At 60.9% G+C, this 13,058-nt stretch carries 11 protein-coding genes; 2 read left to right on the top strand and 9 right to left on the bottom strand.

Going from position 1 to position 13,058, the window contains the following annotated elements; genetic code table 11:
* From JWR51_RS01290 to JWR51_RS01265, 6 genes are all read right to left on the bottom strand, one after another.
* Positions 1-706, bottom strand: a 706-nt coding sequence (locus tag JWR51_RS01290; protein WP_299742547.1) for an ABC transporter substrate-binding protein, incomplete at its 3' end; no start/stop codon positions are given.
* Between the two features lie 136 nt (positions 707-842).
* Positions 843-1,781, bottom strand: a complete 939-nt coding sequence (locus JWR51_RS01285) for a dihydrodipicolinate synthase family protein (RefSeq protein WP_299742544.1) — start codon at positions 1,779-1,781, stop codon at positions 843-845.
* Between the two features lie 194 nt (positions 1,782-1,975).
* On the bottom strand, positions 1,976-3,529 hold the full coding sequence (locus JWR51_RS01280) for a GMC family oxidoreductase (protein WP_299742541.1): 1,554 nt from the start codon (positions 3,527-3,529) through the stop codon (positions 1,976-1,978).
* Between the two features lie 6 nt (positions 3,530-3,535).
* A complete protein-coding gene (gene ugpC / locus JWR51_RS01275) occupies positions 3,536-4,642 on the bottom strand; it encodes a sn-glycerol-3-phosphate ABC transporter ATP-binding protein UgpC (protein WP_299742538.1) in 1,107 nt (368 codons plus the stop codon).
* Positions 4,643-4,645: 3 nt separating this feature from the next.
* On the bottom strand, positions 4,646-5,548 hold the full coding sequence (locus JWR51_RS01270; protein WP_299742535.1) for a carbohydrate ABC transporter permease: 903 nt from the start codon (positions 5,546-5,548) through the stop codon (positions 4,646-4,648).
* The gene (locus tag JWR51_RS01265) at positions 5,538-6,488 is read right to left on the bottom strand and encodes a sugar ABC transporter permease (protein ID WP_366525532.1); all 951 of its coding nucleotides are present in this window, start codon (positions 6,486-6,488) and stop codon (positions 5,538-5,540) included. The genes JWR51_RS01270 and JWR51_RS01265 overlap by 11 nt, the downstream gene beginning before the upstream one ends.
* A gap of 521 nt (positions 6,489-7,009) precedes the next feature.
* On the opposite strand from JWR51_RS01265, the gene JWR51_RS01260 reads away from it, so the two are divergent.
* Positions 7,010-7,795 (top strand): hypothetical protein, encoded by a 786-nt coding sequence (locus JWR51_RS01260; RefSeq protein WP_299742532.1) that lies wholly within the window; start codon positions 7,010-7,012, stop codon positions 7,793-7,795.
* A gap of 36 nt (positions 7,796-7,831) precedes the next feature.
* Here JWR51_RS01260 and JWR51_RS01255 read toward each other — a convergent pair whose 3' ends face one another.
* Together JWR51_RS01255 and hisD are read right to left on the bottom strand one after the other, a co-directional pair.
* Entirely contained in the window at positions 7,832-9,646 is a 1,815-nt protein-coding gene (locus JWR51_RS01255; RefSeq protein WP_299742529.1) for a thiamine pyrophosphate-binding protein, read from the bottom strand.
* 16 nt (positions 9,647-9,662) lie between these two features.
* Positions 9,663-11,003, bottom strand: coding sequence for a histidinol dehydrogenase (gene hisD, locus JWR51_RS01250; protein WP_299742526.1), 1,341 nt, complete (start codon positions 11,001-11,003; stop codon positions 9,663-9,665).
* Between the two features lie 286 nt (positions 11,004-11,289).
* Here hisD and JWR51_RS01245 point away from each other — a divergent pair, with 286 nt between their 5' ends.
* On the top strand, positions 11,290-11,877 hold the full coding sequence (locus JWR51_RS01245) for a DUF1349 domain-containing protein (RefSeq protein ID WP_299742524.1): 588 nt from the start codon (positions 11,290-11,292) through the stop codon (positions 11,875-11,877).
* Positions 11,878-12,177: 300 nt separating this feature from the next.
* Here JWR51_RS01245 and JWR51_RS01240 read toward each other — a convergent pair whose 3' ends face one another.
* Complete coding sequence (locus JWR51_RS01240; protein ID WP_299742521.1) at positions 12,178-12,909, bottom strand: GntR family transcriptional regulator; 732 nt, start codon at positions 12,907-12,909, stop codon at positions 12,178-12,180.
* Positions 12,910-13,058 lie beyond the last annotated feature (149 nt).

The raw sequence follows: 13,058 nt of genomic DNA, 5'->3' as shown, positions 1-13,058 counted from the left end.
AGGTCTTGATCATGTTGTCGCTCGACAGAGCGGCTGCATCGAGGTTGGAAATTGCCGCCTTGTGGAATTCCACGCCACCGGTCGCAACCAGGATATCTTCCCAGAGCATGAATTCCTGCCAGGGCTGACCGCCATGAGCCAGCGGCTGGATGCCATCGGCCTTCATCTTGTCGGCAAGCGTGAACCATTCGTCCCAGGTGGTGGGCACGACGCCACCATACTGGTCCATGAGCTTCTTGCTCACCCACATCCAATTGTGACGGTGTTCGTTGAACGGTACGCCGACATAGACGCCGTTCGACTTGGCATAGGCCTGCAGTTCTGGCGCTATCACAGCGTCCCAGTTCTGGGCAGTAGCCACTTCACTCAGATCGCCCAGCAGCCCCTCAGCTGCGTAAGACTTGATCTGCTCGCCATGCATCTGCATCGCTGCCGGCGGATTGCCGGAGGCCACGCGAGCCTGCAGAACCTGAATAGCGTTCGTACCTGAGCCACCAGCGACGGCCGAGTCTTCCCAGGCGATGCCATCCTTCTGCAGCGCTTCCTTGAGCACGTTGAGGGCGTTCGCTTCGCCGCCAGACGTCCAATAGTGCATCACCTCCACCTTGCCATCGGCAAGGGCCATTCCAGTCAAGAAGGTCGCCAGCAGTCCCGCGGCAATTGTCCCGCGAACGACGTTGCGGCCTGTACGCATCGTTAGAGTCATTGTCGTCTCCCTTGTTCGTCCCATCCTTGCTTCCAATGGCCCGGACCCAGCCATTCCGCCCCTCCCGGGGCCGCATTCCAAAGACCGATTAGATCGATCTAAAATCAGTGAGCACCGCCCCCAAACCAGGCGCTTACTACGCAGCCAGCAGAGCTCGCGATTTCTCCTCCTCGAGCAGCAAGTGTCGCGCGGCGGTGGTTGTGGCGCGCAATTCCGATGCGTCTAGACCGGAGAAAAGCGGCGCCTGCGGGCCAGTATCGGCAATTCCGGCGGCTCCGATGGCGTCATGAAGCACCCGGGCGGGGTGGACACGGTCGCGCTCATCCTCAAGCGGGATGAACAGGCGCACCATTTCAGCAGCGCGCTCGTAGTCCTTGGCCAGCAAGGTCTCACGCAGTTGCATGGCGAGACGTGGCGCGATAACGCCGGAACCCGTGGTGAAACTGGTGAGGCCAAATCCCGAAAAATGTTCAACCACGGGCCGCTCGCCAATGCCGCTCACGAGGTAGCGTCGATCGATAAGATCAACGAGCCGGGCCAGCAGATCATCCCGCAACGGATTCTGCCGGACGACCGCATATTTGATCGAACAGATCAAATCGTCTTCCACCAGCGCCTTGACCAGATCCGGGGTCAGAAAACCCTCGGACTTGAGGTAGATGACGGCCTTGATGCCGGACCGCTCGACGAAGTGACGAATGGCTGTGGCCACGCCCGTCGCCGTGAACATCGCGGTCGAGGGAAGCAGCATTGCGGCCGGGAATTGGCGCTCCCTGAGGATGGCCGCATGGTCGTGCAACTTGCCGAAATCGGGACCGATCGCCGGCAGCACCCAGGTGTCGTCGCCAGCAGCGTCGGCGAGAAAGTCGATCGTTTCGGCGTACCAGGAATTTGGCAGGTGGTAGAAATTAGCATTGCCGCCGAACATCAAGCTGCGAATCCCGCCCGCCTCGATGTGGTCGATGATCTTGCTGGTCTCACCGCGATTGACCGTGAAGTCTGCATTGCGTGCCATAGGCGGCACGGCAATGACGGAGCTCTCAAGGTCGGCGAAAGTGACTGGCGTGGTCTTCATGTTCTTCTCCCGCAAGAAGGGAAGTCTTTCCCAAGGAATTTACTGACGCTAGCATCTTGATTAGATCGATGCAATTGATATACGCGAAACGGCGTTACTCTACGAATTCTGCATGTTGTTCAGTGAACTAGCGGCAAAATCCGCGGCGACCGCACCGAATTCTCGAGCCGTGAAAAGTTGGAAAGCGATCTGTCTCATGCTGCCCCCGCCATTGAGGAAATTGGCCGCGCGACACCAAAGTCAGTGCGGATGATGTGGTCGGCGGCCCGCATAGCCTGGGCCGCGATGGTCAGCGACGGATTGACCCCGGCCGATGACGGGAAGAACGCCCCGTCAGTGACGAAAAGGTTCGGATGATCAAACGATCGGCAGAACGGATCGAGCGCCGCGCTCCCGGGATTTTTGCCCATCCGGATCGTGCCGCATTGGTGGGATGTGGTTTTGATCCCGAGCCCTTCCACGAGCACGATCGGAAAGCCCATGGCGTGCATGAACCGCTTGGTGCGTTTTATGAGTTCGCGATGAGCGCCGAGGTTTGTCGGGACGCGTGTCAGTGCAATGTCCCCGCCGCGCCCCACCGTGACGCGGCTATCGGGGTGAGGCAGGTCTTCTGACTGGGCGTACCAGTCGACGCTGTGCTCGGCGATAGCCTGGCGGATGCCACTCGGGAGGAACGGAAGGCGATGCTGCAGCATGGGTCCATGCACCTTGCCGATCATCTGCACATTGCCCATCGGATATGGGTAGTCGCGATCGCCGAAATAGAAGTCGTTTAGACCGAATGTCTTTTGGAAAACGGTCCCTGGCCGGTTGGTACCGAGCGCCATAATCACCGAGGAATTGTGCGCCATATAATGGCGGCCGACGACGCCGGAAGAATTCGCCAACCCCTGCTCGAAGCTGCCTTGCGCGGATCTCAGCAGCAGCGCGGCGGAGTTGATCGCTCCGGCTGCGAGAATGAAGGTCTTGGCGCGAAAGGTCAGCTCTTCACCGTCCCGGCTGCCACGGACAGCGGCAATCGACTTGCCGTCGCTGCCCAGATCGAAACGGTCGACTTTGGTGCGCGTGAACAAGGTGACATTTGGGTATGCGAGTGCAGGCCGGATCAGAGCGATTTCTGCGTCCGATTTGGCATCAACCTTGCAGGGAAAACCGTCGCACGTAGCGCAACGGAGACAGCTGCCGCCGCTATGTCGCTGAATGGCGAGCGGCAATGCAAATGGTTGCAAGCCCTGGTCGCGAAGCTTGTAGATGAGCTGTTCCATGCCGGGTTCGTGATCGACCGGCGGATACGGCAGGCCGTGGACCCTTGGCGGTTCGGTAGGATCGAGCTCTGCCTTGCCGTGGACATTGAAGAGCCGTTCCGCCTCTCCGTAGTACGGCTCCAAGTCCTTGTACTGGATTGGCCACGCCGGCGAACGACCGTCGGCATATTCCAACTCGCCGAAATCGCGTTCGCGCAAGCGCATCATCACGCCGCCGAACATTTTCGTTGCGCCGCCGACATAGTAGTAAGCGCTGGGACGCTCAGGGGCGCTTCCGTTGAACGACCAGGACTCCCCCTTATCCACATAGCGCTGGCCGGGGAACACTGCGGCCGGGTCCCAGTTGGCGGCCTCGCGCGGCAGGTATTCGCCCCGTTCAAGCACCGCGACAGAGAGACCGGTGCGCGCCAGGCGGAGCGCCGCGGCCCCGCCCCCCACGCCACTGCCAACGATCACCACGTCGAAGGTCTGGTCGCTGGCCACGATGGATTATCCGATCCGCTGCTCGGTGGCGGGGTCGAACAGCAGAGCGCGCTTGGTATCGATGCTCAGCAGCATCTTGTTGCCGACGACACCCGCGCCTGGCCGCAGGCGAGCGATCGCCTCCCTGCCACCCAGTTGGATGATGACCAGATTGTCCGAACCTGTAGGCTCGACAACCTCGATCTTGCCCTCGAATTCGAACGGTACGGCCCCTTCGTGCAGCATCCCGGCCTCGGTGATCGTCTCCGGACGTGCGCCAAAGATAATCGGCTTGCCGATGAATGGCCGCTGCGCCGCGGTGACCGGGCCCAGCGGGACCGCAATCGTGCCACCTTCACTGACGAGGTTGACCGACACCACTCCGTTAGTTTCGGATAGTATCCCGGGGATCAAATTCATCGGCGGCGAGCCGATGAACCCGGCCACGTACAGATTCTCCGGGCGATCGTAGATTTCCTGCGGCGTTCCGATCTGCTGGATGCGGGCCTGGCGCATGACCACAACCTTGGTCGCCAGCGTCATGGCCTCGATCTGGTCATGCGTGACATAGACGATGGTCACGCCGAGCTTGCGGTGCAGCTTCTTGATCTCGGTCCGCATCTCGACACGCAACTTGGCGTCCAGATTCGACAGCGGTTCGTCGAAGAGGAATATCTTGGGATCCCGCACGAGGGCCCGGCCCATCGCCACGCGCTGCCGCTGCCCACCGGAGAGCTGGCTCGGCCGGCGATCGAGCATTTGATCCAGTTGCAGGATTTTCGAGACCCGGTCGATCGCGACCTTCTGTTCGGCCGCCGGCACCTTCCGCACCCGCATGCCGAAGCTCATGTTCTGGCGCACGGTCATGCTGGGGTAGAGCGCGTAGGACTGGAACACCATGGCGATGTCACGATCCTTGGGATCGAGCTCGTTGACCACTTCGTCGCCGATCAGCACCTGCCCCTCGGGCACCTTTTCAAGGCCGGCGATCATGTTGAGCAGGGTGGATTTGCCGCATCCGGACGGGCCGAGCAAAACCAGGAACTCGCCCGACTTTGCCTCGATGTTGATATTGTCGAGCGCGGTGTAGTTGCCGAAGGACTTGGAGATGTTTCTGACGGTGAGGGAGGTCATGGATCAGCCTTTCACGGAGCCTGCGACAAGGCCGCGTACGAAGTATCGACCTGCAAGGATGTAGACGACGAGAGTAGGGAGCGCGGCGAGGATGGCCGCGGCCATTTGCACGTTGTAGGGACGCTCGCCGGTCGAGGTATTCACGATGTTGTTGAGGGCCACCATGATCGGCGCGTTGGCGCCATAAGTGAACGAAGCGCCGAACAGGAAGTCGTTCCAGATGTTGGTGAACTGCCAGATCACCGAGACGATGGCGATCGGTCCTGAAATCGGCAGCATGATGTACCAGAAGGTGCGGAAGAACCCAGCCCCGTCGACCCGCGCGGCCTTCACGAGGTCCTGCGGGATCGAGACGTAGTAGTTGCGGAAATAGAGCGTGGTGAAGGGCAATCCATAGACCACGTGGATCAGCACCAGGCCCCAGAGATGCCCGGAAAGCCCAAGCTTTCCCAACACGGTTGCCATTGGGATGAGAATGGCCTGGTACGGCGTAAAGCACCCGAACATGATGAGGCCAAAGATCAACCGGTGACCGCGGAAGGCAAACTTGGTCAGCGCGAAGCCGTTGATTGCGCCCAGGATCGTCGAGATCGCCACCGCCGGCACCACCATGAAGAAGGTGTTGGCGTAAAAGCCCCTGATGCCGGGACATTCGACTCCGACGCAGGCTTCCATCCAGGCCACGCGCCACGGCTCGAAGGTGGGGCTCTGTGGTAGGGCGATCAGGTTGCCCCCCCGGATTTCGGCCATGCTCTTGAGCGAAGTGACGATCATCACGAAGAGCGGCATCAGATAGTAGAGGGCGAAGAGGATCAGGATGCCGTAGATGAAGATGCGGCCCAAGGTCCGTCCGATGTTGCCCCGGCTTGATGAACGCCGTGGACTCAAAGCCATATCAGCGCTCATTTTTCACCTCTCGCCGCAGTTCGGAATAGATGTAGGGGACCATGATCGCCGCGACGGTCATGAAGATCATGACGGCGCTGGCGGCCGACAGGCTCATGCGATTGCGGCTGAACGCCATCTGATACATGAAGGTCGCCGGCAGATCGGACGCGAAGCCGGGGCCGGCGCCAGTGAGCGAGATGACCAGATCGAACGAACGCACTGCCTGGTAGGTGAGGACGACGAACACGGTCAGGAACACCGGCCGGAGCATTGGAATGACGATCGCCCGATAGGTCAGCCAGGTTCCGGCGCCGTCGATCTTGGCCGCCTTGACGACCTCCCCGTCGACGCCGCGCAGACCTGCAAGGAAGATGGCCATGGCAAAGCCCGAGCTCTGCCACACCGCGGCAATGACCAGCGTGTAAATGGCCATTGACGGGTTCACGAGCCAGTCAAAGCTGAAATCCGTCCAGCCCCATCCGCGCACCAGTTTTTCGATACCGAGGCCGGGATTGAGTATCCACTTCCAGGCCGTGCCGGTGACGATGAAGGAGATCGCCATCGGATAGAGATAGATCGAACGGATGGCATTCTCGCCGCGGATCTTCTGATCCAGGAAGATGGCGAGGATCAAGCCCAGGCTCACCGAGAGGCCGATGAACAGGATGGAGAATATGGCAAGGTTTCCGATGGCCACGTACCAGCGATCCATCGACCACAGCGCAATATACTGCTCGAGGCCGACAAAGTCATATTTGGGTATGAGCTTGGACGAGGTGAACGAGATCACTATCGACCAGAGCACGAAGCCGTAGACGAAGACGCTGAGGATGAGCAGGGTCGGCGTGAGCATCAGCGGCGATACGGCGTCGGCAAGCCAGCGGGGCCAGCGCGATGTGCGCCTTGCCGCTCCACCGGGCCTGTCCAGCGCCCTTCCATCGACTAAGTTTTCGGTCATCGTATTCCCCCTAGGCAGTCAATGCGGTGTCCCGGACCGTCCGGGAGTGGCCCTGCGTCCGGAAACGTCACGCCGGGATCGGCGCGGCGGTGCGTGCAGTCGAAACTGCCCCGCGCCGGGAGTAAATATGGCCGGCATGCGGAGCTGCCGCACACCGGCCCAGTAAGCCACCGCGGGAGGAGAAGTGCCGGTGGCGGGTAAGCGCGTCGAAGGCTTGGAAACGACAGAGATTGCGGATTGCAAACATGGCCCAGCTTCCGTATGATTTCGTTAGATCGATCTAAAAGACTTTGTCTGCCTTTGCAAGGGCAAATGCACGGTTTGCGTATAGATTGATCAAACTAGTGCAGTCGGCGCACTCCAACACGGATGACAAACATCCAGCCGACCACAAATTCTGTTGACGTTGCAGCCGCTTAGCTCGAGTTTGTCGACCCGCTGGACAAGCAGCATTAGCGGGTCGGGAAGCGTCCACATGAAACGGGGTAATCCAAACGGATCGTCAGGAGCGAATTGGATCGATGGAAATCAACCGCAGCGTCGTGCTTAGCAATATCCGCGTCTTGTCGCTGCGGCATGGCAACGTGTCGGAAATCTGCCGGCAATTGTTGATCAACCGACAGCAGTTCAACAAATATCTGGCCGGGCAGCATTTCCCCTCGCGATCCAACCTCGCGGCGATCACCGATTTCTTCGGGATTTCGCTGCAGGATCTCGCCGACCCCAATTTCCGGCCCGCAGCCCTTGATGTCATTGCGGCGCTGGGCGGTCACGCCCGGCTGCTGGCGAGCGAACCGGTCGCGTCGCTGCTGGCCACCAGCGACGCGCGCTGGCTCGGAACGCTGGTCGGCGTCTATGAGAAATACCACTATTCGTCCATCTGCCGGGGCGACGTGGTCCGGTCGCTGCTTCGCATCACGGAGCGGGACGGCATGTTCCTCTATTCGAACTATGAGGCTTTCCCCAGCAGCGCCGATCCGCGGCATATCGAGTTCACCTTCAGGTATTCGGGCGTCGTGCTGGGTATAGCGGGCCGCCTCTATCTCATGGATTTCGAGCGCCTGCAGGCCAATGAACTGACGTTTTCGATTTTCGCGCCCGTGCTGCGTAAGCCAATGCGGTTCCTGGTAGGGGTGACATCGGGGATCGCCGCCAATGCGGGACGCGAACCCTATTGTTCCAAGGCCGTGTTGGACTTTCGCGGCAACGTGAAACCGACACGCGACATGATCCGGCGCGCTTCGATTGTCCCGCCCGACGATCCCTCGATACCGCTCGAAGTGTCCCAACACATCAATTCCCAATAGGTGGACCGCCCGGCAGAGCCGGGCGGCATCGGCATGCTACATGTGCTGTTCTTTGGCGCGCATCTCGGCGTAGGCGGCCTGTTCCTTCTCGTAGTATTCGGGCGACGGGAAATCCCACCAGCCCGGCGTGAACGGGCCGGCCGCATCGCGCGCGGTGATGACTTCCACCAAGGCCGGGCCACCGCAGCGCAGTGCCGCCTCGATCGCAGGCTTGAGCAGGTCATCGGAGTCGACGCGCCACGCCTCGATGCCGAAATTCTTGGCGACACCGGCGAAATCGGCCGAGTAAGGCTCGCTGTTGCCCGGCTGGCGGTTGAACTCGGACCCGACATGGCGACCCATGAACTTGCGCTGGCCGCCGCGGATCGACATGTAGCCGGAATTGTTCTGCACGAAGAACACCACTGGGATGTTGTGCATCGCCGCGACGGCGATCTCGGGCAGGCACATCATGAAGTCACCATCCCCGAGGATACAGACCACCGGCCGGTCCGGACAGGCGAGCTTGACGCCCAGCGCGGCCGGCAGCGCCCAACCCATGGGCGAGAATGAGCCGGACGTGATGTGGGTGCGCGGCTCGTAGACGGGGAAACCCTGCTTGACGGCACCCTGGGCATTGCCAGAGCCGACCACAACGATGCCACGGCGATCGAGGACTTCACGCAGGACCGCGAGCGGACGCTGCGAGGTGAAAGGCGAAACGCGTGAATCGCGACGCGGCGACAGGGCCGCTTCCCACTTGGCCTTGGCGGCCTTGACGTCGGTCAGGAACGGCTCCCGCCGCGCGCGGACACGGGAAGACTGGAGGTCTGACACGCTTGCCAGGATCGCCTCCAGCGTGACGCGCGCATCGGCGACGATACCGACTTCTGTCGGATAGTTCTTGCCGATCTCATGGGGATCGAGATCGATGTGGATGAGCTTGCCAGGTGGGATCGAGAAGCTCACGCCTTTGGCATAGGACGAGGCCGACCAGTCGGTGAAGCGGCACCCCACCGACATTACCACGTCGGCCGAGGCGGTAATGGTGTTGCCGCTGCTCGTGCCGGTTTGGCCAACGGCGCCAATGCACAACTCGTGCGTGTCATCGATCGCGCCCTTGCCGTTCCAAGTGTAGCAAACGGCGGCACCAAGCCGCTCGGCAACCGCGGTCAGGGCCGCAGACGCATTGGCTGTAATGGCCCCGCCGCCGGCGACGATCACCGGACGCTCCGCCTTGAGCAACAGCTCCACGGCCTTCTCGATTGCCCGCGGATCCGGATGGGTGACCCCTACTGGCATACGCGTTGCCAGGTCGTGCAGCTGGACCTCGGCGCTTTCGCATTGCAGGTCCATCGGCAGTTCCACATGCACCGGGCCGGGGCGGCCCGACAGCATGGTGTTGAAGGCGCGATGCATGATGAAAGGCACCTCGTCGACCCGGCCCACCTTGTAGGAGCGCTTCACCACTGGCTCTACGACGCGGCTGAAGGAGTTCTCGTTCTGGCGCTCGATCTCCTGCATCACGCCATGTCCCTTCATGTGCGTGGCGGGAGCGCCGTTGATGTAGAACAAGGCCGTGGAGTCCGTGTAGGCGGTCGCGAGGCCGATGATCGTGTTGGTAGCGCCAGGCCCGACCGAAGTGGTGCACGCCATGGGCTTGCCGCTGGCGCGGAAATAGCCATCCGCCATGTGCACGGCGCTCTGCTCGTGCATGGTCTGGATGAAGGGAATGTCGCCACCCTTCTGCAGAAAGGCATCGATCAGGGCCCAATTGCCGTGCCCCGGCACGCCGGCGACATACTCGACGCCGTAGTTCTTCAGCGAATGACTGACGATCTCGCCGCCGGTCAATTTTACCTTTTTACTCATTTCGTTCCCCTTGATGTTATTCAGGTTCAGCCGGTGCCGACGCCGGATCGGGCTCGACGATGCCGCCATATGGGATGTTTCTGCGGCCATAGCGCCGCACGCGGATGTTGGCCTGCTCGGCGTGACCGACGAATCCCTCGAGGTGACAAAGCCGAGACGCGTAGGCCCCGACCATGGCGCTCGCTTGGTCGGTGACGACTTCCTGGAAGGTGCAGGTCTTGAGAAACTTGCCGACCCACAGGCCGCCGGTGTAGCGGGCGGCCCGGTTGGTGGGCAGCGTGTGGTTGGTGCCGATCACCTTGTCGCCGAAGGCCACATTGGTGCGTGGTCCGATGAACATGGCACCGTAGTTCTGCATGCGCTGGACGAAGAAATCATTGTCGGCCGTCATGATCTGCACGTGCTCCGAAGCGATGCGGTCCGCTTCGGCAAGCATGTCCTCATTGTCAGCGCAGAGGATGATCTCGCCGTAGTCCTCCCAAGCCCGGCGCGCGATTGCAGCGGTGGGCAGGATTTCAAGCAACCGTTCAATCTCGCGCGCGGTGTCCGCCGCCAGCTTTTCCGACGTCGTCAGCAGCACCGCGGGCGAATTGGGGCCGTGCTCGGCTTGCCCGAGCAGGTCGGTGGCACAGAGCTCACCGTCAACACTGTCATCGGCAATCACCAGGGTCTCGGTCGGACCGGCGAACAGGTCGATCCCGACCCTGCCAAACAATTGCCGCTTGGCCTCGGCCACATAGGCATTGCCGGGACCCACCAGCATATCCACCGGCTGGATGGTCTGGGTGCCAATCGCCATAGCGGCAATACCTTGAACACCGCCCATGACATAGATCTCGTCGGCGCCAGCCATGGCTTGCGCCGCGACAATCGCCCTGGCAGGCTCGCCGAGATAAGGCGGCGCGCAGGTGATTACGCGATCACACCCCGCTACCTTGGCGGTCAGTACCGACATGTGCGCCGACGCCAGCAACGGGTACTTCCCGCCGGGAACGTAGCAACCGACATTGCCGATGGGTATGTGTTTGTGACCCAGAATGACCCCGGGCAACGTTTCAACGCGCAGCTCGGACATGGTAGCGCGCTGGGCGCGTGCGAAGTTGGCGACCTGCTCCTGGGCGAATTCGATATCGGCTACCGCTCGCGGCGTCAGGCTTTCGATGCAGCGGCGGATTTCGGCGCCCTCGAGACGATAGCTCTGCCGTTCGAAGCGGTCGAACTTAATTGACCAGTCGCGGACCGCGTCGTCGCCCCGCTTTTCGACATCGAGCAGGATCTGGCTGACGGTGCTTCGCAGTTCGACGCCGACCGACTCATCCTTTGTGTTGAGTCGCGCTTTTTTGAGCACACGGGCCATAGGTATCTCCGGTCAGTCAAATTGATGACGTGGCGCCGTCAGCACCCATGTCAGATCCATGACAGGAGCAGATACCGTTTTGCCGACGCCGACTATTTCGCAACGTGCAGCGGGCATGGCGCAACCTGACGTACTACGCTGCGCCAGATTGGCGCGTGCCTGACAGGCATGGTCTGGAGGTCGCGAATATTGAAGTCGCTCCGGTTTTGCCGCTTGCCCCGGCATGAAAATGCGGTATATCGAAAATCAATATTAGATCGATACAATACCCGATTGGAACTCGCATATGACCATCACCGGTTTTGAGAAGCAGAGCCTGGCCTTTGGATCCATCACCGCTCTCGCGGCAGAAGCGACCATCGCGGCCAATGCCGATACCGATTGGTTCTACGAGCCCTATGGCAAGTCACGGCGCCAGAACGTCCCCAGGCTCGCCAGACAGATCGATGCTCCGGTTTTCTCGCTGCAGGCGAAAGTCGCTCCGATCTTCGCCTCGTCATATGATGCGGGCGCGCTGTTCGTCGAAACATCGGCAGCGGCATGGGGCAAGCTCGCCTTTGAATACTCGCCGCAACAGCTGCCGACCATTGTCAGCGTCATAACCAACTCTACGTCCGACGATTCCGACGGGCCGCGTCTTGACGCGGAGTTCGCCTACCTACGACTCTATGCGGAGAATGGCGTATTTGCCTTCCACTTCTCATCCGACGGCAAGTACTGGCGCTTCCTGCGCTGGTTCGCCCTGCCCCTTGGATCGGGGCCGTTGACCATCGGCATGTCCTCGCAGTCCCCCACAGGCAATGGATGCCTTGCAAGATTTTCCGAGGTTGAACTGCGGTTCGACAAAATCGAGAACCTCCGCGACGGCCGATAGGATCGGAAGCGTCGCCGGGCCGAACGAGGGGGCCCTGCTATGCGAGGCTGCCTCTCGCCGTCAGGCTTGTGGCTACCGCTTTCTAAAGAATGAGACTACCAAACGAAGGGTCTGGCCAAAAAGCGTCGTCGTGACAGGCGCCGCGCAGTTATCGACTGGTGGTGCGACGTTGGCGCAACGCACAACGCCCGACGACGGTCTCTGCGCGTAGGGCCGCTAACGGGTTGATATTGGAGTCGCCTGGCCGGTCAATCTAGAGGCCAATTCATACCCAACTCTTGATGCTGATCCGCGTTGGGTTCATTGGCCGAGATTGTCACTCCCCTTTGATCTCACAATTTCGGGGCCAGAACGGCGGTCTGTTTCGTCCTTGGCGGTACCAAGCCAGTGCATCCAGTCCGTCACCTCGTAGCCCAGGATGCTGACATGGTCGCGCATCTTGACGTGAGCGTCCTCGTCGCGCCGGTCGCGGATGGCTTCGAGCACGGCGGCGTGCTCTCCGATCGAGGCCGACATGCGTCCGGGCTGCTGGGTGATGAAACGCCGGTAAGGCGCCACGCGCATGCGCAGGTCTTCGGTTTGCACCTGTAGGAACCGGTTGCGGCCGACCTGATAGATCTTTTCATGCCAGTTCTTGTTGGCCTCGTAGAACCGATCGTAATCGCTTTTGGTCGCCCATTCGACACAGACGGCATGCAGCGCCTCCAGTTCGGCAACATCTTCCGCCGTTGCCCGACGGGCGGCGAGACGGGCGCACAGGCCCTCCATCTCAGCCATGACCTGGAACATGTCGATGACTTCTCCCAGCGACAATACGCGCACGGTCGGACCCCGCCGCGCCTCCCAGATGATCATGCTGCGCGCTTCCAGGCCACGCAGCGCTTCGCGCACCGGTGTACGCGAGGCATTGAAGCGAACCGCGATCTCCTGCTCGTCGAGACGCTGGCCGGGCGTCAGAGCCCCACTCAGGATATCGGCTTCAAGACTTACCCGGATTTGCTCGGAAAGGGTAAGCGCGCTGGGTTCAGCCATGTGTTCTCCGGGTCGGTCCCTGATTGGTTTGGTGGGCTAGCATACCGTCATCAGGCCTAAAGGAAAGGCAAGAAGCATAAAAAGTCACCAGCCTTGTATGCAGAAAGTCGAAGTCTGCATTTCTAATAGGTGGTCGAGGCGAAAATCTT

The sequence above is a fragment of the Devosia sp. genome (genome assembly GCF_028290625.1).
Lineage (GTDB): Bacteria > Pseudomonadota > Alphaproteobacteria > Rhizobiales > Devosiaceae > Devosia.
This window is presented reverse-complemented; position numbering and strand designations above follow the sequence as displayed.